The sequence below is a fragment of the Roseobacter sp. GAI101 genome, from assembly GCF_000156335.1.
Classification (GTDB): Bacteria; Pseudomonadota; Alphaproteobacteria; order Rhodobacterales; family Rhodobacteraceae; genus Sulfitobacter.
The window spans coordinates 285,615-306,904 of sequence record NZ_DS999214.1; the positions used below are offsets into that span (position 1 = coordinate 285,615).

At 57.9% G+C, this 21,290-nt stretch carries 17 protein-coding genes; 10 read left to right on the forward strand and 7 right to left on the reverse strand.

Annotation, left to right across the window (positions count from 1 at the left end; translation table 11 throughout):
• Window positions 1–1,683, forward strand: a complete 1,683-nt coding sequence (locus tag RGAI101_RS19240) for a Na/Pi cotransporter family protein (protein WP_008229501.1) — start codon at window positions 1–3, stop codon at window positions 1,681–1,683.
• Window positions 1,684–1,705: 22 nt separating this feature from the next.
• A complete protein-coding gene (locus RGAI101_RS19245) occupies window positions 1,706–2,545 on the forward strand; it encodes an SMR family transporter (RefSeq protein ID WP_008229730.1) in 840 nt (279 codons plus the stop codon).
• Window positions 2,546–2,609: 64 nt separating this feature from the next.
• Here RGAI101_RS19245 and RGAI101_RS19250 read toward each other — a convergent pair whose 3' ends face one another.
• Entirely contained in the window at window positions 2,610–4,028 is a 1,419-nt protein-coding gene (locus RGAI101_RS19250; protein ID WP_008229558.1) for a DUF6880 family protein, read from the reverse strand.
• A gap of 354 nt (window positions 4,029–4,382) precedes the next feature.
• On the opposite strand from RGAI101_RS19250, the gene RGAI101_RS19255 reads away from it, so the two are divergent.
• Genes RGAI101_RS19255 through RGAI101_RS19265 form a run of 3 tightly spaced genes read left to right on the forward strand, consistent with a single transcriptional unit; the run spans window position 4,383 to window position 9,704 of the window.
• Window positions 4,383–7,628, forward strand: a complete 3,246-nt coding sequence (locus RGAI101_RS19255; RefSeq protein WP_008229611.1) for a Hint domain-containing protein — start codon at window positions 4,383–4,385, stop codon at window positions 7,626–7,628.
• 53 nt (window positions 7,629–7,681) lie between these two features.
• On the forward strand, window positions 7,682–8,473 hold the full coding sequence (locus RGAI101_RS19260) for an HAD-IIB family hydrolase (RefSeq protein ID WP_008229576.1): 792 nt from the start codon (window positions 7,682–7,684) through the stop codon (window positions 8,471–8,473).
• A gap of 10 nt (window positions 8,474–8,483) precedes the next feature.
• On the forward strand, window positions 8,484–9,704 hold the full coding sequence (locus RGAI101_RS19265; protein ID WP_008229804.1) for a glycosyl transferase: 1,221 nt from the start codon (window positions 8,484–8,486) through the stop codon (window positions 9,702–9,704).
• On the opposite strand, the gene RGAI101_RS19270 is transcribed toward RGAI101_RS19265, so the two are convergent.
• Both RGAI101_RS19270 and RGAI101_RS19275 read right to left on the reverse strand, forming a co-directional pair.
• A complete protein-coding gene (locus tag RGAI101_RS19270) occupies window positions 9,701–11,449 on the reverse strand; it encodes a sugar phosphorylase (protein WP_008229657.1) in 1,749 nt (582 codons plus the stop codon). The two genes, RGAI101_RS19265 and RGAI101_RS19270, sit on opposite strands and share 4 nt — an antisense overlap.
• A gap of 498 nt (window positions 11,450–11,947) precedes the next feature.
• Entirely contained in the window at window positions 11,948–12,883 is a 936-nt protein-coding gene (locus RGAI101_RS19275) for an acetamidase/formamidase family protein (protein WP_037230125.1), read from the reverse strand.
• A 271-nt stretch (window positions 12,884–13,154) separates the two neighbouring features.
• Between RGAI101_RS19275 and RGAI101_RS19280 the strand changes: the two genes are divergently transcribed.
• From RGAI101_RS19280 to RGAI101_RS19295, 4 genes are all read left to right on the forward strand, one after another.
• Window positions 13,155–13,916 (forward strand): SDR family NAD(P)-dependent oxidoreductase, encoded by a 762-nt coding sequence (locus RGAI101_RS19280; RefSeq protein ID WP_008229545.1) that lies wholly within the window; start codon window positions 13,155–13,157, stop codon window positions 13,914–13,916.
• Window positions 13,917–13,940: 24 nt separating this feature from the next.
• On the forward strand, window positions 13,941–15,101 hold the full coding sequence (locus RGAI101_RS19285; protein ID WP_008229569.1) for an acetyl-CoA C-acetyltransferase: 1,161 nt from the start codon (window positions 13,941–13,943) through the stop codon (window positions 15,099–15,101).
• 108 nt (window positions 15,102–15,209) lie between these two features.
• Window positions 15,210–16,187 carry an NAD(P)H-dependent flavin oxidoreductase gene (locus RGAI101_RS19290; protein WP_008229690.1) on the forward strand — a complete coding sequence of 326 codons (978 nt, stop codon included), beginning with the start codon at window positions 15,210–15,212 and terminating at the stop codon, window positions 16,185–16,187.
• A gap of 260 nt (window positions 16,188–16,447) precedes the next feature.
• Window positions 16,448–17,200, forward strand: coding sequence for a glycosyltransferase family 2 protein (locus tag RGAI101_RS19295; protein WP_037230128.1), 753 nt, complete (start codon window positions 16,448–16,450; stop codon window positions 17,198–17,200).
• 4 nt (window positions 17,201–17,204) lie between these two features.
• Here RGAI101_RS19295 and RGAI101_RS19300 read toward each other — a convergent pair whose 3' ends face one another.
• From RGAI101_RS19300 to RGAI101_RS19315, 4 genes are read right to left on the reverse strand one after another with little or no spacing between them, the layout of a single operon-like run.
• Window positions 17,205–17,957, reverse strand: coding sequence for a proteasome-type protease (locus RGAI101_RS19300; protein ID WP_008229661.1), 753 nt, complete (start codon window positions 17,955–17,957; stop codon window positions 17,205–17,207).
• Between the two features lie 56 nt (window positions 17,958–18,013).
• Window positions 18,014–18,811 (reverse strand): transglutaminase family protein, encoded by a 798-nt coding sequence (locus RGAI101_RS19305; RefSeq protein WP_008229742.1) that lies wholly within the window; start codon window positions 18,809–18,811, stop codon window positions 18,014–18,016.
• Between the two features lie 12 nt (window positions 18,812–18,823).
• Window positions 18,824–19,765, reverse strand: a complete 942-nt coding sequence (locus RGAI101_RS19310) for an alpha-E domain-containing protein (RefSeq protein WP_008229565.1) — start codon at window positions 19,763–19,765, stop codon at window positions 18,824–18,826.
• Between the two features lie 4 nt (window positions 19,766–19,769).
• On the reverse strand, window positions 19,770–21,167 hold the full coding sequence (locus RGAI101_RS19315; protein WP_254655320.1) for a circularly permuted type 2 ATP-grasp protein: 1,398 nt from the start codon (window positions 21,165–21,167) through the stop codon (window positions 19,770–19,772).
• Between RGAI101_RS19315 and RGAI101_RS22260 the strand changes: the two genes are divergently transcribed.
• On the forward strand, window positions 21,105–21,290 hold a 186-nt coding region (locus tag RGAI101_RS22260; RefSeq protein ID WP_217624958.1), incomplete at its 3' end, for a hypothetical protein. The two genes, RGAI101_RS19315 and RGAI101_RS22260, sit on opposite strands and share 63 nt — an antisense overlap.

A 21,290-nucleotide genomic window follows, 5' to 3' on the forward strand; every position in this document is an offset into this window, starting at 1 on the left:
GTGGTCATCATCAATTTTCTTGTCAGCATCGCAGGTGCCACCATGTTGCTGCTGTTCGCCGTGGGCCTTGTGCGTACAGGAATTGAACGCAGTTACGGGGCCTCTTTCCAGCGGGTGATGACGGGCCAGCGCGGTCCTTTGCGCTCAGGTCTGGTGGGCATGGTTCTGGCGCTTGTGCTACAAAGCTCGGCCGCGGTTGCCGTTTTGACGGCGGGTTTTGCAGCCAGTGGATTGCTGGCCTTTGGCACGGGGCTGGCGATTGTTCTGGGCGGTGATCTGGGGTCGGCGTTGATCGTACAGGTGCTTTCTGCCGATCTGACATGGCTTATACCGGTCCTGCTGGCCGTTGGGGGCTGGCTGTACCTAAAGACGGATTCGAAGAAACTGCGTCAGGCGGGGCGCATCGCCATGGGCATCGCCCTGATCCTGATTTCGCTGCAGTTCCTGCGCGACGCGATGGAGCCGATCCGCGACAGCGCCTTTTTGCCGGCGGTGTCCGATTACCTTGCGCGCGACTATATCACCGCCTTTCTGGTGGGGGGGGCGCTGGCGTTTCTGATGCACAGTTCGGTGGCCGCAATCTTGATGTGCGTCACGCTGGTTCAGGTCGGCGCGATCCCCTTTGCTGCGGGCCTGTCGCTGGTGTTCGGGGCCAACCTGGGCAGCGCTTTCATTCCTGTCTGGCTGACACGCGGCATGGATCTGCCTGCGCGGCGGATCGTCTTTGCCAACCTGATGGTGCGCGGAATGTGGGCCGTGATCTGTCTGTTTGCGGTCAATCTTGCCTTGGACCCGACGGTGATCGGGGCGGAGATCGGCAGCCAGGTGTTGGTGATTGCGCATGTGTCCTTCAACGCGTCTGTCCTGCTGTTGGTCTTGCCATTTTGCACATGGTTGCAGGCCCCGTTTGAACGGATATGGCCGGACCCTGCAAAAGACGGTTCCTTTCTGATCCCGTCCCGCCCGGAAACCGCGCTTGATCCGATGAACGTCGGGTCGCCGACCCAAGCCGTGGCTTCTTTGAAACGTGAATTATTGCGCATGACCGAACTGGTCGAAACGATGTTCCGCCCCGTCATGGATTTGTACCGCTCGGGCGAAAGGTCGCATATCAAGGCGGTGCAATCTGTTGACCACGAGGTGAACGCCTGCCTCACCCGCATCCGTGCTTTTACGGCGGGCCTGTCGGTCAAGATGATGGACCCCGAAAACGGCCGCGTGGCCCGCGAAATGCTGGAATATGCCGTGCGTCTTGAAACGGCGGGCGATGTTGTCGCCGAACGGTTGATGGGGCTGGCCGGAAAACTGGGCAAAACGGGCGGCGCGTTTTCCGATGAAGGGTGGTCTGAGTTGCAGCACATGCACGAGAACATCCTCGCCAATATAAAGTTGGCGTCGAATGTTCTGATCTCGGACGATCTGGAAAGTGCGCGCTTGTTGAACATGGAAAAGACCGAAATCAAACGCGCCGAGCGTGACAGCCGCAAGAAGCACTTTAAACGGTTGCAATCCGGCGACCCGCAAAGCTTTGCCACCAGTGACATCCATCTGGAAACCCTGCGCGCCTTTCGCGATTTCAACAGCAATATCGCTGCGGTTGCGACCCCGATCCTTTATGCGAAAGGGCAGCTTCTCGAGACGCGGCTGATCGAGGAAATGCCCGACCGGCAGACCGACTCATAAACCTCAAACGAGGCATTTCGCCATGTCCTTGACGATCATTGCCATCATCCTGTCCGCAGCCCTGCTGCACGCGGTGTGGAATGCCATCGTCAAGTCAGCCGTTGACCGGACGACGACGCTGGGGCTGGTTGCCTTCGGTCATGTCCTTCCCGGTGCCGTCATGGTCGCGGTCCTGCCGCTGCCAAGCGCGGAAAGCTTTGTCTACATCGCGCTGTCGACTGTGGTTCATTTCGGCTATTTCTATTTGCTGGGTCGTGCGTACCAACATGGCGATCTTAGCGTCGTATATCCCATTGCCCGCGGCATCGTGCCCGCGCTGGTGTCGCTATGGGCATGGCTGCTGTTGGGCGAGGTCCTGCCCCCGCCGGTCTGGATCGGCATCGGGCTGATCGTCGCGGGCATCTTGCTGAGCAGTTGGACGTCGCTGCGCACCGGCGTTGGCAAATCGGCCTTGGTCCTGTCGTTGGCCACCGGCTTTTGCATATCGATTTATTCCTTGGTCGACGGGATTGGCGTGCGCCTGTCGGGCAATACCCTAAGCTATTGGGCCTGGGGCGCGTTTTTGCACCTGTTCATCGCAGGTTTCGCCGGATGGCTGCGCCGCAGGACATTGGTTCAGTTGCCAGTCCGCATCTGGGTTACCGGGATTGCGGGCGGGATGGTGTCGATGACGGCCTATGGCCTTGTGCTTTATGCCAAGAATTTCGCCCCCTTGGGGGCCGTTTCAGCGCTGCGCGAGACATCCGTCATCTTCGCGACGCTGATCGGTTTTTTTGTCCTCAAGGAAGGAAACTGGCAGCGGCGGTTGGGGGCCGCCGTGTTGATGACATTCGGGATAGCCGTGATCGGGCGGTACGCCTGACCGGCAAAGGGACTTGGGGCAATCCAATTCGGAGCACCGGAAACAGAACGCACATGAAGGCTCCCTAGGGGACGCGCGCCCAGAATGATGACTTGTGCCGATGCACCTCGCGCAGACGGGCGACATAGGCGTCATGAGACAGAAACTTGCCGTAATCCGCAATCTCGGCATCTGCCGCTGCGCAGTCCATCAAATGATCCGCTGCGTGCCCATAGCGGGTTGAACGGCCGTCCCAAAGCGCGTGATCAATCATCGCCCGCCAGACCAGAACCGCAGCAAAGGGATGCCTGTTGCGCAATGCCTCGGCAGCCGGGGTCAAAATCTGGTACAGGTCGCCGTCAAGTTCTGACGCCCGGTCTTGGATCAGGCGTGCGGCGGAAGGCAGGTCAGGCCAATCCAGAAAGAACCGCAGCGCCACTGTCATGTCCGGAAATTGCGCGGCATGGGCCTTGGCGGCATCTTCGAATTCGATATCATCGAAATCAGGCAGGACCTTCAGGTAGTCCCGCAGGCTATGCACATCCAGCGTTTCGCAGAACACCTCCCACCGGTGGCTTTGCGCCTCGGCCACCCGGTCCAGCGCCAGCAGATTGGCGATATAGGCGGCATCCCAGTCCGCATCCCGGCCCACCGGATCGGCACCTGCCAGGACATCAAGCGCGTCTTGAGGGCGCGCGGCACCGGCCAACAGCCCTGCAACCTTTGCCGCGATACGCGGGCGGGTCAAATCCTGGGCGGAATACTGTGCGATATAGGCGTCGATATCACCTTGGGCGGCTGCGATTTCCTGCAGGCACATTTTGACCAGTCGCGTCTTCTGATCCGCTGCGAAATTCCCGCCTGAACTGCGCAAGTCACGCAAGAACTGAAGCGCCGCGTGATCCCTGACCTCTTTCACCGGCGCGCCTTTGTGCAACATCACCAGGGTCTTGAGCTGTTCAAGCCCCGCATCGCCCAAAGCAGGGGCCAAGAGCCCGATGATCCCGTCAAATTCGCCATACCGGTTGTCGCGCACGGCATCCCAGACGCGCATCGCCAGCGCCTGCGGGTCAAGCCCGGCCCTTTGCGCGATATCTACAAATCCACTCAGGGCAGTGCGAAAAACATCGCCGACATCGCCCCTGCTGTCATCGACACGCTCGTAGACGGACGGGGCAATCTCGATGAACTGCCACAACAACTCGAATGCTTCGGCGGGGGCTTCGGGGGCAATCTTCTCGGTGATCATTTCGGCTTGGGTGGTCAGGTCCTTGATCAGGGCCTTGCGCTTGCGCCACCCCACAAAGCTTGTGGATCTGCGGATCGACACCAGACGCTTGCGGACATCGCGCGCCAGCTCTTCCGGGCCAAGGTTATGGCTCAGCTCAAGCCGCAGGCGGCGTTTGATATCGGCGCTGCCGGTGCTGACCTCGATGAGCAGAGCGGCAAGCCGGTGTGCGCCCAAGGCGGCCAAATTGGCCTGGTTCAGGGTTTTCTTTGACATGGTTCATGTTTCGCACCTGACTTGGTCAAAGAAAAGGCCGCTGATGATGAATAGGGCCTGCGCCCAGCAGATGTGGAATGGGAAAGTCTCTAATCCATTGGTGCGGATTCTCGCTAAGATCCTGCGCCACAATGTTTTTGTTTCTTGCCGCAATCCTACCGCATTCGACCAATAATTGAGGTTAACGAAAGCTGAACGCGGGAATCGCTCAAGCTTTCCAAAGGACAAAACGGGCACGAGACCGACGCGTCTGGAAGGTAACTGTTGAGGACGCGCAGATGACGAGTTTCAGGGTATTTCAGCGAATGGCTGCGCCAGATCGCTATGTGAAGACCTCTGGGAAGGGGCATTCAAATGGCTGATCGCTATTCCGTATTCTACCTTGGAAATGTCGATTCAATCGACCCGACCGAAGGCAATTCCGTCACCGAAAACGCGGCTTCGCTGCAATCCCAAAGCTTTGGGTCCTCGGGTGATCCGCTTTATGATAACGTGCAAACGCTGTCGCCGGGATCGACGGGCTATGGCAACAGTTCGGCTGATGCCTACAATTCAAACAACAGCGCAAACGGGGGCCCTGATACCTTCAGGATCAACGATGGCGCAGATCAGACCTTTGATGCGATCGCGACCTACAATGCGACGATCACCTACGCCAACGGAATGCCACCGCAAACCGTCGTGGCGATCGTGTTTCAGGACACAAATGGCAACCTCTACCTCGCGCCGGCGTCTTCGAGCAATCCCTCGACCTCTTACCAGGCCGCGCTTGAAGCAGGTCCAATCCAGTCGATAACCTTCGGGGCACCGGTCTCAACCAACAGCAACATGAGCGGCAGCAGGGTCGCTGCGGAATATGTGCAGCCTGATGGTTGGTTTGACGGATCTGCCGGGGCGGATGCCTTGAACAGTGGCGATTTTGACAGCGAAGCGGATCAGATCGACGCCTCTGCCAATGCGATTGACGGCGGGGCGGGCAACGATACGATCAATGCCGGTGGCGGGGCCGACACGGTGTTTGGTGGCGCGGGCGATGACGTCCTGAATGGTGGTGCCGGTGCCGATTTGTTGCGCGGGGATTCATCGATCGGGGCGGAAACCAGCTTTTCCTGGGCAAGCCAAGGCATCGGTGATGGCAGCAGCGTAACGGGCGGCCTGACGGGAACGACCGCGTCTGGCGACATTCGCGTTGCGATGACCGTCGCGCAAGAAGCCAACTTCCAGTCTGCGACCATGGAAACGACGGACCAGTTGTACGATTACAACGGTCTGAATGACAGATCGTCCATTTCAGTTTTCGGCGGCGCACCGGGTGCCGACCCCAACACGGCCACGATCTCGATCAACTTTACCGCGCTGAACGCGAATGTGTCGAACGAAGTCAGCAAGGTCACCTTTGGGATCTTCGACATCGACCAGGCCAACGGTTTCAACGACGAAATCTTTGTCCGTGCCTATGATGCCAACAACAACCGGGTGGCCGTCAATCTGACAGCCGGAAATTCGACGACCCTAAGCGTGGATGACGCAACCGGACGCGCGTATTCCACAGGTGCAGGTGTCGGCAACACGGATTCGATGACCGGCTTTGTCAAAGTCGAAATCGCCGGTCCCGTCGCCCGGATCGAGATCGACTACAACAACCCCAATCCCGGTGACACGACACATGCGATGCGCATCGGCGACCTTGCGCTTTCCCCGATCACCACGACCGGCGCGGGCAATGATACGATATCGGGCGGGGCCGGCAACGACACGATCTTTGGCGAAGCCGGCAACGATTCCCTTTCAGGGGGGGCGGATAACGACAGCATCAGTGGCGGGGCTGGAAACGATACGATCCTCGGCGGCACCGGCAACGACACCATGTCCGGCGGTGACGGTGCTGATCTGTTTGTCGCACAGGATGGTTTCGGGACTGATATCGTTATCGGTGGCGAGGGTGGCACGGACAACGACACGCTGGATTTCAGCGCGCTGACCGGTGCCGTTTCGGTAAACTACACGGGTGCCGAGGCAGGGACCGTCACCAGCGGTGCCAACAGCGTCAGTTTTTCTCAGGTCGAAAACCTGTTTCTCAGCAATTTCAACGATATTGTTGATGCCACCCGATATGCTGTCTCGCTTGATACCGGGGGGGGCGCTGACACGATTTCGGTCGGGTCGGGCACCTATGACATCAATGCGGGCGACGGGGATGACCGGATCATCCGCACAGAGGTTACCAATTCAACCGAAGCCGCGTCGGTCATTGACGGGGGCGCAGGCACCGACACCTATGTGGCAGGCGGCGCTCTTGGCATCAACACGATCAACCTTGCCGCGAACCAGCTTGAATTTCAGGGGGCCAGCCGCGGCAGTCTGCTGAATTTCGAAAACGTCGAGCTCGACAATATCGACGCCACCGTTGTGGGCAACGATGGCGCGAACGTCATCACCGCGACGGGCGATTTTGCGAACCTGCTGTCGGGTGGCGGCGGCGATGACCTCATCAGCGCGGGCGGTGGAGATGATACGGTCGATGGCGGCACGGGGAATGACACGCTTGATGGCGGGCTTGGCAATGACCGACTGACCGGCGGTGCAGGCGATGACGTTTTCATCTATTCAGGCGGCAACGATGTCATTACCGATTTCAACACGGGCAACACCGGCACGCTGGATGACGGTGACGCGACGAACAATGATTTCATCGACCTCAGCGACTACTACGGCAATATCTTTGATCTCAAGGCCGACTTGTCGGACAACGGCATATTGGATCAGTCCAACTTTGCCACCGTCGACTACACTGGTAAAACGCTCTTCTCTGGCGGATCGCTTGAATTCCTGGGGGCGGGCCCGTCAAGCTTTACGGCAGAGAACACCGGCGTCGTCTGTTTTGGCAAGGGCACTGCCATTCGCACGCCAAGCGGCGATGTTCTGGTTGAAGACCTGAAGGTTGGCGATCTTGTCACGACGTTGGACAACGGGCCGCAGCGCATCCGCTGGATCAACAGCCGCAGCTATGGGCCCTCTCAGATGGCGGCTGCAACACACATCCATCCGGTCTTGATCAAGCGCGGGCTTTTCGGTGCCGGGCGTGATTTGTGGGTATCCCAACAGCACGGCATCCTGCTTGGTCGTGCGGGCGACCAGTTTGCGCGCGCCAAGCATCTGGCCGAAAGCACAGAGGGCGTTCGTATCGCGCGTGGCAAAAAATCAGTGACCTACATTCACCTGATGTTCGACGCGCATCAGGTTATCTTTGCCGAGAATGTCCCATCCGAAAGCTTCTACCCGGGTCCGATGGCCTTGAAGGCCATGACGGCGCAAGACCGCTTTAACTTTTCCTATGTCATGCCAGCGTTTGGCCTGGGTGCCGTTGAACCCGGCACTGTGGTCAAAGCGTATGGGACGACGGCACGCCCCTTCATCACGCGCAAGAATTTATTGAAGATTGCCGGACCCAACGCGGACGCGCGGGCAAAGCTGGACTGGTCCAAGATGAAAACGCCGTCACCCGCAACACTTCTGGAAAGCGCGAAGCTGGCGCAAACGCAGGCCGGGCAAAAAAACACATGTCGCCGCAGATTTGGGCAACAGGCGATTGCCTGCTAAAGAATGTCGCTTTCTCTGTTGTAACTCCGGGGGTGAGTTGCAAAAAATAACATATGAATTCTGTGCCCCCGCTTTCGCTTTTGGTTTTTTCCGATCTGGACGGCACGTTGATCGACCATCAAACCTATAGTGCTGATGCCGCATCGCCTGCACTCGATGCGCTTGAATCCTGCGGTGCTGGTCTGGTCATGGCCAGCAGCAAGACTGGGCCCGAGATTGCGCGCATCAGGGACGCGCTTGGCTGGTCGGACTGGCCTGCAATCGTTGAAAACGGCGCAGGGGTGTTACCCCCGCGGGACATGGGGCAGGGGGATACAGCGCAATATGATCTGTTGCGCGGCCATCTGGACACGGTTCCGCAGCCTTTACGCATTCTGTTTCGCGGCTTTGGTGACATGACCGAGACCGAAGTGTCCGAGGCGACAGGGCTGTCCATCGACGCTGCCGCCCTTGCCAAAAGCCGTGCCTTTTCCGAACCCGGTCTGTGGCTGGGGACGGATGCGCAGCGGGCTGCGTTTCTGGACCATCTTGACGGGCGGGGCGTAACTGCGCGCGAGGGGGGGCGTTTCCTGACGTTATCCTTTGGCCGGACCAAGGCCGACAGAATGGCTGCGCTGATCGAACATTACCGGCCCGATCACACGATCGCCTTGGGCGATGCGCCCAACGACATTGAGATGCTGGAAGCCGCCGATACCGGCGTGATCGTTGCCAATCCGCACCGCGCGCCTTTGCCATTGCTGCAAGGCGAAGCGACGGGCCGCATACAGCGCACCGCCCTTGCCGGGCCGCAAGGCTGGAACCAGGCGATCCTGGCGCTACTTGATACCTTGAAGCTGAGTTAGGAACGATTGCATGTCAGACTTTCATCAAAACGGTAACATCGCGACGCTGCACAACCTGCGGACCCGGTCGTTGGATGAAATGACGTACGAGCTTGAGACCTTTGCACAGAACCGGAAAATGGCGTTGATCCTGCCGTGCCTGTATTCAGAGCTTGAAACAGACGCGATGCCCAAAATTCTGGCCGAACTGTCCAAGGTGACCTATCTGCACCGCATCATCATCGGTCTCGACCGTGCCGACGAGGCGCAGTTTCGCCACGCCAAAGAGTTTTTCAAAGGGCTGAACCAGAAGCATATCGTGATCTGGAATGACAGCCCCAGAATGCTGGAACTTGGCGCGCGGCTGGATGCGTTGGGCCTTGCCCCGTCCGAACAAGGCAAGGGCAAGAACGTCTGGACGGCTTTGGGCTATCTCATGTCCTGTCAGGACAGCGCGGTGATGGCCCTGCATGATTGCGATATCGTGACCTATACCAATGAACTGCTGGCACGGCTGATCTATCCTGTGGCCAACCCCAACTTTCCCTATCAGGTGGCCAAAGGCTATTACGCCCGCGTCGGCAGCGACAAGTTGAACGGACGGGTCACGCGGCTTTTGGTCAGCCCGCTGTTGATTGCCTTGAAAAAGGTCGTCGGCGACCGCGATTATATCGAATATCTCCGCAGTTTCCGGTATCCGCTGTCAGGCGAATTTGCCATGCGCACCGGCATTCTGCCCGATCTGCGCATCCCGTCCGATTGGGGGCTTGAGATCGGCGTGTTGTCCGAAGCCTGGCGCAATCTGGCCCCCAAGGCCGTTTGCCAGGTCGAGATTTGCGACAACTACGACCACAAGCACCAGGATCTGTCACCCGAGGACGCCACTGCGGGCCTCAGCCGTATGTCGACCGACATCTGCAAGGCGATCTTTCGCAAGCTGGCCGCAGACGGCACGATCTTTACCAACAACATCTTCCGCACGCTCAAGGCTACCTATTATCGGACGGCGCTGGATCTGCTTGAGGCGTATCATGCCGATGCCATCATGAACGGGCTGACCATTGACCGCCACAAGGAAGAGCAGGCGATTGAACTATTTGCCGAGAACATCATGCGCGCGGGGAATTTCTTTATCGAAAACCCCCACGAAACACCGTTTATCCCGACATGGAACCGCGTTCACGCGGCTGATCCGGATTTCCTGGCAGACCTGCACGCCGCCGCCGCCGCAGACGAGGCCGAATTCGTCTAGGCGCGGTTGGTGATCCACCGGCACTGGTAGGGCGCAAGGGTGATTGCCGGGGCATCGTGGGTGATCGCCTCGCTTGACAGCAGATCAACCCAGTTTTCATCCTCGATCATGTTGATCGACGTCGTCGGCACGGTGATCGCCTGATCGCTGACATTGTGCAGGGCAAAGATCGACTGACGCCGGTCAAGACTTTGGCGCCAAACGCCAAACACGCGCGGATCTTCAAGGCTTACGGTGAATTGTGTCGCGTTGGGATGAAACGCCATCTGCGCCCCGCGCAGCTTCAGCCGTCCCGTCAACGCCCCAAGCGCGCGCGCTTGATCGGTTTGCGGATCGGCCAGCAGGGCCTGCAACGCCGGATAATCCCAGCGGTGCCGGTTGATCGCGCGGTTCATCCCGCGATGATCGACCTGCGCGTGATCATTGGGCGTTGCAAGCAGTGAATGGATGTAAAAGGCCGGGATACCCTCAAGCGACATGACGATGGTTTGCGAACAGATGAAACGGTCGAAATGATGGCTGTCCTTGCCCTTGAAGGTGCCTCCCATCGCCTCGAAAAATGTGATGTTCAGTTCGTAAGGGGACTGCCCGCCGTCGGGCAAGGCGCGCATCGACACCAGCCCGCCAAGGTCACGGACCGTGTCGATGACCTTTTCCTTTTCGACGTCGGGCAATACCCCCTCGGCGGGGCGCATCCCGATCCCGTCATGGCTGGCGGTAAAGTTCAGATAGGCACAGCCCATCGGCGCAGGCGGCATCGTGCGCTGCCATTTGTGCAAATATGTAGCCGAACCCGACATCATCGCGTGCAGGATCAGCGGGGGCAGCGGGAAGTTGTAGATCGCATGTGCCTCGTCCCCCTTGCCGAAATAGCTCAGGTTTTCGGCTTTGGGCACGTTGGTTTCGGTCAGCAGAATGATCTTTTCGGCCGCGTAGTCACAAAGCAACCGCATCAGCCGGATCACCGCATGGGTCTGGGGCAGATGGATCGACGGGCTGCCCACCACCTTCCACAAGAACGCCACGGCATCGAGCCGGATGATCTGCACGCCGTTGTCCACGTGTAACCGGATGATGCGCAGGAATTCCAACAAGACCTCGGGATTGCGGAAGTCCAGATCGATCTGGTCGTGGCTGAATGTACACCAGACGTGGCGGGGTCCATTCGACGTCTCGACCTCTTGCAACAAGGGTGTCGTGCGGGGGCGCACCACCATGCTCAGGTCATCGTCGGGCGAGGCTTCGAAGAAGAACTTGTCATAAGGCGCTTGGCCCTGGCGGTAGGCGTTGAACCAGTTTCCCTGGCTCGACACGTGGTTGAGCACCAGATCGGACATCAGCGTGAAATCGCCCGCGATCCGGTTGATATCGGGCCAATCCCCAAGTTGCGGGTTCACAGCCCGGAAATCGGACACTGCAAAGCCGTCGTCGGAAGTATAGGGAAAGAACGGCAGGATATGGACCGAGTTGATCGCGCCCCTGAGATAACGCAGCAAGAAATCATGCAGCAAATCCAGAGGCTTGAATGCCCCGTCAATGATTGAATTGCCGTAGGTGATCACCAACGCGTCCCGCTGCGACCAAAGCGTATTTCCCGGCACGCGCCCCCGCTTGCGCCGCGGCATTTCATCCGGCCAAAACGCGTCGATGATGTGGCTTGCCAGAATATCCGGGTCCAGTTCCGGATAGATCTCTTGCACAAGCTGCGCGATCTTGACGCTGATCGAAGGGGATTTTTCTGCCATGGAAGCACTGCCTGTATTAATTGAAAGCAGATTGAACCAATCAAACTAAAAAGCAAAGGTCTGCAAGGGCATCACCTACCAGGTGACCCATGACAAGGCGACACGAGTGCCTAAGGTTTATGCGAATTATACTGCCTTACTAACAATTACAGATGTTACGTTTTCGTAGTCGCAAAGCGATAAGGTCGCCCCCTGTGCCATTCAGGAATGTCACTCTTTTCTTCAGATGCGCAACGGGAGATTGCGCATGGGATGGGTGATGATACGCGAGCGCGGGTAAAAACGCATAGAGGTGCTGGCGCAGATTGATGACGGACGGTTGAGCGTCCAAAATGGCGCGGACGTGTTGAACGGCATTGCCGGATGTTTGTGATCGATTGCGACAGGCTCAATTTTCAGTAATCAGGCCGTTATTTTGGTGGCATAGCCGGCCGGCAGGTAGACGCGTTGTTTCTTGAATGACGGTATCGGAAGGTTTCGTCCGCCGCATTGCCGATGCTATTGCAGCAAGCTTTTCGCCATCATCATATGTACCCCTTTTTCACGGTTCACCGTCTGCGTGATGCGCAGGTCACCGGCAAGGCTGCAGAGCATATAGGCGTCCTCGCGGCTGATCCCTGCCCGCTCGGAGACAAGTTCGATCATGTCGCGCAGGGCCATCTCGACGCAGCGATCAAGGTCCGGTGCCATCCCCATGGTGATATAGTGGGTCGGTGTTTCTGCCTGCGGATAGGTAAGATCGCGATCCTTCAGAACCGTCAAACGGAAGTGCCCGCGCAGGGCTGTTTCGATGGCCGTGACGCAGACCTCTCCATCGCCTTGCGCACCGTGACCGTCGCCGCACGAAAACAGCGCCCCCTCGGCAAAGACCGGCAGATAGAGGGTGGTGCCTTTGACCAGCTCCTTGTTGTCGATGTTACCACCGTGCACCCGCGGCTCGATCGTGGAGATGCGCCCCCAGTCAGCAGGCGGTGCCACCCCCATCACGCCAAAAAACGGTGCCAGATCCAGTTCGAGACCCCAAGGCATCTTGGCGACACCCCTCTCGGCATCAAGCGGGATGTTGGTGTGATGCAAGCGGGGGAAATCCAGAGGCAATGTGCCTGCCAGAGGACGGATGAAGTTGAAGCCCCAATCCTGCCGGAGTGAAACGTCCAGTATGTCGATTTGCAGTACATCTCCTGGCAGGGCTCCCGTAACCGCAACCGGTCCGGTCAGGATATGACCCGGAACAGCTGGAACACCCGCCGCATGTATCTCCAACAATTCGGGCGGCACGTGGAAGCTGGCAGGCGGAAGGCTCATCGGCCCTCCAGAGATGGTGTCGATGATCACTTCGTCGCCGCTGTTGATCGTCATCGCAGGGGCAAGGCTGGCATCAAAAAAGCCCCAATGACAGGTTTTCACAGAAGCCTTGAGAATTTCGGGCGTCATCATTCTTTCCTTCGGTGCCGTCATGTTAACGTGCCTGAGGTTGCTGGGTCATTGAACAGGCCTTGGGCGGTGTCGGTGCAGATACAGAAAATCAGCTCCAAAAGCCATCAGTTTCCGCCTCGGGTCGTCGCCCATGTTGTCTGGCGCGGCGTTCTGTTTGAATTGAGCCAGCGCGATATTCTGCACAAAGCCGGGATTTAGATTGAATTCCAGCCAACGCCGCGCAACATTCGCGTCAAACAGCTTAATCTACGAATTCGGGAGAAGAGAAATGGAACTTCAGGGACACGCGGCGATCGTGACGGGGGGCGCATCGGGCCTTGGTGGGGCGACGGCGGAAATGCTGGCAAAAGCAGGTGCCAAGGTTGCGATCTTCGACATGAACGACGAAATGGGGCAGGCAAAGGCCAACGAAATCGGCGGTACGTTCTTCAAGGTAAACGTGACCGATGAGGACGCGGTCGCAAGCGCGATTGCAGACGCCGAGGGGGTGCATGGCAAGGCGCGGATCCTTGTGAACTGCGCGGGCATCGGGCCGCCAGCCAAGGTTGTCAGCCGGGAAGGCGATGCGCTGCCGCTGTCCGATTTTTCCAATGTCATCAATGTTAACCTTCTGGGGTCCTTCAACGTCCTGTCGAAGTTCGCAGCCGCCTTGCACAAGGCAGACCCCGTTGGTGAAGAACGCGGTGTGATCATTAACACTGCGTCTGTCGCTGCATTTGACGGTCAGATCGGGCAGGCAGCCTATGCCGCGTCCAAGGGGGGAATTGTGGGGATGACCCTGCCGATTGCACGCGAACTGGCGCGCTATGGCATCCGTGTTGTGACGATTGCGCCGGGGCTTTTCCTGACGCCGCTGCTGGCGAGCCTGCCGGAAGAAGCACAGCAATCGCTGGGCGCGCAGGTGCCGTTCCCCAGCCGTCTGGGGGATCCGTCTGAATACGCCAAGATGGTTGGCGCGATCATTGATAATCCGATGTTGAACGGTGAAACGATCCGCCTTGATGGCGCGATCCGCATGGCACCGAAATAAACATTCTTTGGGAGGGGAAACAAAATGGCTGAAGCATATATCGTAGAAACGGCGCGTACGGCAGGGGGGCGTCGGGGTGGCGCGCTGCGCGACTGGCATCCGGCAAATCTGGGGGCAGAGGTGCTTAATGCACTTGTGGATCGCACAGGCATCGACGGTGCCATCATCGACGACGTGATCGTCGGATGCGTGACACAGGGCGGCGAACAGGCTTTTGCCTTCGGGCGCAACTGTGTGCTGGCGTCCAAGCTGCCGCAATCCGTGCCCGCCGTGACGATCGACCGGCAATGTGGCAGTTCCCAGCAGGCGGTGCAGTTTGCCGCGCAGGCTGTGATGTCGGGCACGCAGGATGTCGTGGTCGCGATGGGTGTCGAAAGCATGACGCGTGTGCCGATGGGATCGAATGTCTATCTTTACGGCAAGGCAGAGTTGGGCGAAGGCCCGTTCAGCGACCGGATCGCCGAGCGCTACGGCACCAAGAATTTCAGCCAGTTCATCGGTGCCGAGATGATCGCGGAAAAGTACGGCTTTGACCGCGAGGCGCTGGACGCCTACGCGCTTGAAAGCCACAAGCGCGCGACGGCCGCGCGAAACGAAGGTCGGTTCGATGCAGAGATCATTCCGCTTGATATCGAGGGTGGCCTGCACACCCGCGACGAGGGCATTCGCGAGGATGCGACGCTGGAGTCTATTTCCGGCGTTAAATTGTTGCAGCCTGACGGCATGATCTCGGCCGCGAATGCGTCGCAGATTTGCGATGGTGCGGCGGGCGTTTTGATTGTGTCGGAAGCGGCGTTGAAGAAATACAACCTGACGCCCAAGGCGCGGATCGTCAATTTGACGGTCACCGCCGGCGATCCGGTCATCATGCTGGAAGAGCCGCTGCCCGCCACGGACCATGCGCTGAAACGTGCGGCTATGAAGATCGACGATATTGATCTGTTTGAGGTAAACGAAGCCTTCGCCCCGATCCCCATGGCGTGGCTCAAGCATACGGGTGCTGATCCCGAAAAGCTGAACGTAAACGGGGGGGCCATCGCCTTGGGCCACCCGCTGGGTGCTTCGGGTGCGCGGTTGATGACAACACTGGTGCACAGCCTGCATGCGCATGGCAAGAAATACGGTCTGCAAACCATGTGCGAAGGCGGAGGCATCGCCAATGTCACCATCATAGAGGCTGTTTAAGCTCTGATTGCAGCGAAACGGGGGTGTCCGACGCAACGTTGGCCATTCCCAATCGGGTACGGCGGTGCGACGCTGTGCCCAAAGCCCTTTAGTCTTCGGAGACCCCCAATGACATTGCCAGCCCTATTCGACCCGCTTCGTATCCCCCTGATCGGCAGCCCGCTTTTCATCATCTCGAACCCTGACCTGGTGATTGCGCAATGCAAGGCCGGGATTGTCGGCAGTTTCCCCGCCTTGAACGCCCGCGAGGGTGAAGGGGAGCCGATTGAACTGGATCGTTGGCTGACACGCATTAAGGAAGAACTGGACCGCCACAACCAAGCCAACCCGGATACACCGGCGGCACCTTACGCGGTGAACCAGATCGTACACCGGTCCAACACCCGACTTGAGCGCGATGTCGAGATTTGCGTAAAGCACGAGGTGCCGCTTTGGATCACATCGCTTGGCGCGCAGACCTGGCTGAACGATGCCGTGCACAGTGTTGGCGGTGTCGTGTTGCATGACATCATCGACAACCGCTTTGCCCACAAGGCGATCGAAAAGGGCGCTGATGGTCTGATTGCCGTTGCTGCCGGGGCAGGGGGTCATGCGGGCGCTCAGTCGCCCTTTGCACTGGTTCAAGAGATCCGTGAATGGTTCGACGGGCCGTTGTTCCTGTCTGGTGCAATCGCGCGCGGGGACAGCATCCTGGCCGCGCAGGCAATGGGGGCGGACGGCGGGTATGCCGGGTCTGCGTTCATCGCGACAGCCGAAGCAAACGCGGACGAGCGGTACAAGCAGATGGTCGCTGAATCAGGTGCATCAGATATCGTCTATTCCGATCTGTTTACCGGCGTCTGGGGCAATTACCTGAAACCGTCGATCGCGGCGCAGGGCATGGACCCCGACAACCTGGAACGGTCTGATCCGTCGAACATGGATTTCGGCGCAGACCGGCAAAAGCCCAAAAGCTGGAAAGAGATCTGGGGTGCGGGCCAAGGCATCGGTGCGGTCAAGTCCGTCGTGCCAGCCGCTGAACTGGTGGACCGTCTTGTCGGTGAATATGCAGCTGCGCGCAAAAGGTTGTTTGACCTCACCGCATAAGGTTGGCTGGAAGGGGTCACGGCCTGTAGAAATAGGAAAGCGTCGATTGCTTTTTGTCAAAGCGTCGGCGCTTTTTCGTGGTACCTGACCCTAAGGGGAAAATCTAAAAGCTACCTAGAGTCGGCTTGTGGGCCTATAGGTTGCAAAATATCTTGCCTATATCACCTAAGCGTGTAAAGTTTTAATCAGCCTGTTGCAGAGGAAGCCTCGGCACAGTACTGCTTTCAGGCATAAGAGTTTGCCTTGGTAAGGATTGACACATGACACCTACGTCTCGGATTTCAGTAGTTACGGCTACGTTTAACCGGGCTGAGACGTTGGCACAATGCTTGCGCAGTGTTCAGAATCAGACCTACCCCCATGTTGAGCATATTATTCAGGATGCCGGATCAACGGATTGGTCCCTGGAAGTTATCAAAGCGATGATGACCGAAAATACCAAGTTGATCAGTCATACGGATGGCGGCATTTACGACGGGATCAACAAGGGCATTGCGCGGGCGACCGGTGATATCATCGGACTGCTGCATTCCGATGACTTCTATGCTTCTGACACGGTGCTTGAGAAAGTCGCCAAACTTATGGAAGATCCCGCAGTTGATGGCGTCTATGGCGATCTCGATTATGTCGATGCGGAAGACACTTCGAAGATCATTCGCAAGTGGCGGTCCGGTAATTACGCCGCCAACCGTCTGCGCCAAGGCTGGATGCCCCCGCACCCGACAGTCTATCTGCGTCGCGAAGTCTTTGAAAGTTGGGGTGTATACGACACTTCCTACTTCGTGGGTGCCGATTATGACGCGATGCTGCGCTATCTCGTAAAAGGCAAGGTCAACCTTGCCTATCTGCCAGAGGTTATGGTCAAAATGCGCCGCGGTGGAAAAAGTAACGGGTCATTCGCAAATATCCTGCGCAAAAGCAGCGAAGATTATCGCAGCATCCGCAGAAATGGTGTGGGTGGCTTTGGCACTTTGGCGCGCAAGAATTTCTCCAAAGTATCGCAATTCTTCTAAAGCGTTACTTCGCGCGTTTCCCCGATTCAATATCGTAGGATGGCAAGGTTTGGAAAGCACTTTTCAGGGCGTCCCCCCATCCTTTCGAGATTGACTGATACATCGGGTCTTCTTGTTCGATGCGGGTTCTGGTCGCGACCTCGAAGGTGTCATTCTCGTAAGTTTGCACGTCAATCGGCAAGCCGACAGACAGATTCGCCTTGAGGGTCGAATCGAACGACACCAGCAATAACTTTACCGCGTCTTGCAGGCTCATGTGGGGTTCATAGGCACGAACGAGAATTGGCTTGCCGTATTTCGTCTCGCCGATCTGAAAAAAGGGCGTGTCTTCGGTAATTTCGATGAAATTCCCTTCGGGGTAGACCAGAAACATCGTTGGCAAGCCGTCTTTGATCTGGCCGCCCACGATCACCGTGGCCTGAAAGCTCGCGGCGGTCATCTGGCCTTTGCTTTGGATTTCGACAATTACTTCACGCAGGGTCTGACCCACCAAGCGGGCGACCTGAAACATCGTCGGGGCGTGCAGGATGCTCGGGTCACGCTCAAGCGCTTTCTTCGAGCGTTCTTCCAACAGGCTGATCAATGACTGTGTCGTGGCCAGATTGCCCGCGGTCATGATTGTGATCAGCCGTTCGCCGGGGACCTGAAAGGTGAACATCTTCCGAGTGGTCGAAAAATTATCAACGCCCGCATTCGTGCGGGTGTCCGACATGAAAACCAGCCCCTTGTCCAAGCGAAGCGCCACGCAATAGGTCATTGTCTTTTTATCCGTTTACAATTGCTAACTCGGCCACGCCGAAACCATGGCCCGACTTACTGCTGGACCTGAAGATTTACAATCATAGTTTCTTTTGCGTCACCAACCCGTAAACCAGAAAATGGAGCGGCGTCGTGATAATCCCTGCCCACCGCCAAGCGCACATAGCGTGCATCGGGACTTTGGGTGTTGGAAACGTCGAAACCGACCCATCCCAGCCCTTCCACATAGGCTTCGGCCCAGGCATGGCTGGCGTCCTGGTCGATCTGCCCGTCCATCATCAGATATCCGCTGACATAGCGTGCGGGAATACCGCTTGCCCGGGCGGCGGAAATAAAGATATGCGCATGGTCTTGGCAAACCCCCGTGCCGCCCTGCATCGCCTCTTCGGCGGTTGTGGCGACATAGGTGCCGTCCTTGCCGTAGCTCACTTTTTCAGCGATCAGATTTGACAGGCTGTGAAGGCGGTTCAGGGTATTGGGTTCCTTGCCGGTCTGCGAAGCCAGCGCGCTGATTTCGGCACCCGGGGTCGTCAGCGCGGTTGGCCGGCTGAAATACCACAGCGGCGGCCCGTTCTTTGGCAGGGGTACGATGCCGGCGGTATCGGTTGTCTCGACAGTACCAGCGGCGGTGATCGAAATCGATTGCCCCCCGGCATCGACATTAACCAGATGCACATCGTTTCCGTGATGATCGGTGTAAAAGGCCTCGATCACGCCGCCCTCAAGCGTGACATCCCAATCGATGATCTTTTGGCAGGGCACGACCTGCGGCGTCAGGCGAAGCTGTTGCAGCGCATAATCCACGGGCTGGTCATAGCTGTATCTGGTGGTGTGGCTGATCTGAAGAAGCATGTCTGGATCCGCCTATTTGTTGAACCGGAAGTCGGTTTCGATCTGTAGACCAAGGGCATTGTTCTTGCCGATGAACTGGCTGATGAATTCATGTAGACCATCCTCGAAGATGGTGCTGATGTCGCGCGATTTCATATCTTTCTTCAAGGCGCTGGCCATGTCGTTGCATGGCATCCGGACGCCATAATCGTCGGCCAGAGCGTCTAGCTGATCGACCACCTGGCTGATGCAGAACGCCAGTGACCGGGGCAGGCGGCGGTCCAGTATCAGGAAATCCGCAATCGCCGAAGCGGTCATGTCGCCCTGATTCAGCCAGCGAAAAGACCGATGCGCCGACACGGATCGCAGGACCGTTTCCCACTGCACATTGTCCAGCGATGACCCGACGAAACTGACTGATGGCAGCAGCGTATAGTATTTCACGTCTATGATCCGTGCCGTGTTGTCGGCCCGTTCAATGAACGTCCCCAGCCGCGAGAAATCATAGATGTCATTGCGCAGCATCGTGCCATGCAGGGCACCACGCACCAATGCGGAATGCTGGCGGATCGTAGCCAACGCGGCGGGCAGGTCTTTTTCCTGCACTGGTGTTTTCAGAAGATCGGTCAGCACCATCCAGTTTTCGTTCACGGCCTCCCACACTTCGGTGGTCAGCGCGGTGCGCACCAGCCGTGCGTTGTCGCGCGCCGATTTGCTGACGGACAGGACGCTTGACGGGTTGCGGGTGTCGCGCAGCAGATAGTCTATGACCTCTGTCGCGCCATAATGGTCATAGACCTCGTCATATCCGCGCCGCACACCGGATGTCGTGACGACCGATTTCCATTCCGTTTCACTGTCGGTGGACCTTGTCAGGGCCATCCGAAACCCTGCCTCGACCATGCGTGCCGTGTTCTCGCTGCGCTCGAGCAAGCGGAACATCCAGTACAGACCTCCTGCGGTTTTGCCTAGCATTGTGCTACTCCTCCAAAACCCAAGTGTCTTTGGTTCCGCCGCCCTGGCTTGAGTTTACCACCAGCGACCCTTCTGTCAGCGCGACCCGTGTCAGCCCGCCCGGCGTGATGTTGATGCCCTTGGGCGAAACCAGCACATAGGGACGCAAGTCAACGTGGCGCGGGGCAAGCCCGCTATCGGCAAAGATCGGCACGGTAGACAGCGACAGCGTTGGCTGTGCGATGTAGTTGGCAGGTTTTGCCCTCAGCTTGGCCGCGAAATCCTCAAGCTCCTGCTTGCTGGCGGCGGGGCCGACCAACATGCCGTATCCGCCGGATCCGTGTACTTCTTTGACCACCAGATCCTTAAGGTTATCGAGCGTGTATTTCAAAGCATCCGATTCCGCGCAACGGTAGGTTTCGACGTTCTTCAGCAACGCCTTTTCGCCTGTATAGAACTCAATTATTTCAGGCATGTAGGAATAGATCGCCTTGTCGTCCGCGATCCCTGCGCCGGGGGCGTTCGCGATCGTGATGCCGCCCGCACGGTAAATATCCATGATCCCGGGCACACCCAGCATGCTGTCGGGGTTAAAGCTGAGCGGATCAAGATATTCATCGTCGATCCGGCGATACAGCACATCGACAGGTTCATAGCCCAAGGTGGTGCGCATGGCGATACGACCATCGACGACGCGCAGATCATGGCCCTCGACCAGTTCGACCCCCATCTGATCGGCAAGAAATGAGTGTTCGAAATACGCCGAGTTATGGATGCCGGGCGTCAGGACCGCCACACGGGGCTTGCCGTTGCACGCGGGCGGGGCGGAATCGCACAGCGCGCGGTGCAGGCTGCCGGGGTAGGTGCTGACGGGTTTGACCCGCACCTGGCTGAACAGCTCGGGGAACATCTGCAGCATGGTTTCGCGGTTCTCGAGCATATAGGAGACACCGGATGGCGTGCGGGCATTGTCTTCGAGAACAAAGAATTCATCTGGACCGGTGCGCACGATATCCGTGCCAACGATATGGGTATAGACCTTGCCGGGGGGGCTGAACCCCATCATCTGAGGCAGGAATGCATCGTTCTTGGCGACCAGATCAAAGGGTACGATGCCGGCGCGCAGAATTTCCTGACGGTTATAGACGTCATGGATGAACGCGTTGATCGCGGTTACCCGCTGTGCGATGCCTTTGGACAGCTTTGCCCATTCCCGTTCGGCGATGATGCGCGGGATCAGGTCAAACGGGATCAGCCGTTCCTGTGCTTCTGCCTGGCCATAAACATTGAAGGTAATCCCGCTGCGTCGAAAGAATGTTTCGGCTTCTTGGGACTTGCGCGTCAAATGATCGGGGTCCTGTTGGGCAAACCACTTATCGTACCCGCTATAGGGGCTTCTGACTTCCCCGGCCCCGGCAATCATCTCGTCGAAATGCTGTTTATTTTTTTCCATACTCTAACGTTAGAGCGCAATTCAGGAACCACAAGCAGGATTTATTTAGGGATTCCACAAGCAGGCCTCAAGCCGCGTCAGGACGTGAAACAG

What these genes read in the sequence shown, in the direction of transcription:
- RGAI101_RS19245 (WP_008229730.1), top strand. Translation starts at nt 1,706, where the DNA reads ATGTCCTTGACGATCATTGCCATCATCCTGTCCGCAGCCCTGCTGCAC.
- RGAI101_RS19250 (WP_008229558.1), bottom strand. Translation starts at nt 4,028, where the DNA reads ATGTCAAAGAAAACCCTGAACCAGGCCAATTTGGCCGCCTTGGGCGCA.
- RGAI101_RS19255 (WP_008229611.1), top strand. Translation starts at nt 4,383, where the DNA reads ATGGCTGATCGCTATTCCGTATTCTACCTTGGAAATGTCGATTCAATC.
- RGAI101_RS19260 (WP_008229576.1), top strand. Translation starts at nt 7,682, where the DNA reads ATGAATTCTGTGCCCCCGCTTTCGCTTTTGGTTTTTTCCGATCTGGAC.
- RGAI101_RS19265 (WP_008229804.1), top strand. Translation starts at nt 8,484, where the DNA reads ATGTCAGACTTTCATCAAAACGGTAACATCGCGACGCTGCACAACCTG.
- RGAI101_RS19270 (WP_008229657.1), bottom strand. Translation starts at nt 11,449, where the DNA reads ATGGCAGAAAAATCCCCTTCGATCAGCGTCAAGATCGCGCAGCTTGTG.
- RGAI101_RS19275 (WP_037230125.1), bottom strand. Translation starts at nt 12,883, where the DNA reads ATGACGCCCGAAATTCTCAAGGCTTCTGTGAAAACCTGTCATTGGGGC.
- RGAI101_RS19280 (WP_008229545.1), top strand. Translation starts at nt 13,155, where the DNA reads ATGGAACTTCAGGGACACGCGGCGATCGTGACGGGGGGCGCATCGGGC.
- RGAI101_RS19285 (WP_008229569.1), top strand. Translation starts at nt 13,941, where the DNA reads ATGGCTGAAGCATATATCGTAGAAACGGCGCGTACGGCAGGGGGGCGT.
- RGAI101_RS19290 (WP_008229690.1), top strand. Translation starts at nt 15,210, where the DNA reads ATGACATTGCCAGCCCTATTCGACCCGCTTCGTATCCCCCTGATCGGC.
- RGAI101_RS19295 (WP_037230128.1), top strand. Translation starts at nt 16,448, where the DNA reads ATGACACCTACGTCTCGGATTTCAGTAGTTACGGCTACGTTTAACCGG.
- RGAI101_RS19300 (WP_008229661.1), bottom strand. Translation starts at nt 17,957, where the DNA reads ATGACCTATTGCGTGGCGCTTCGCTTGGACAAGGGGCTGGTTTTCATG.
- RGAI101_RS19305 (WP_008229742.1), bottom strand. Translation starts at nt 18,811, where the DNA reads ATGCTTCTTCAGATCAGCCACACCACCAGATACAGCTATGACCAGCCC.
- RGAI101_RS19310 (WP_008229565.1), bottom strand. Translation starts at nt 19,765, where the DNA reads ATGCTAGGCAAAACCGCAGGAGGTCTGTACTGGATGTTCCGCTTGCTC.
- RGAI101_RS19315 (WP_254655320.1), bottom strand. Translation starts at nt 21,167, where the DNA reads ATGATTGCCGGGGCCGGGGAAGTCAGAAGCCCCTATAGCGGGTACGAT.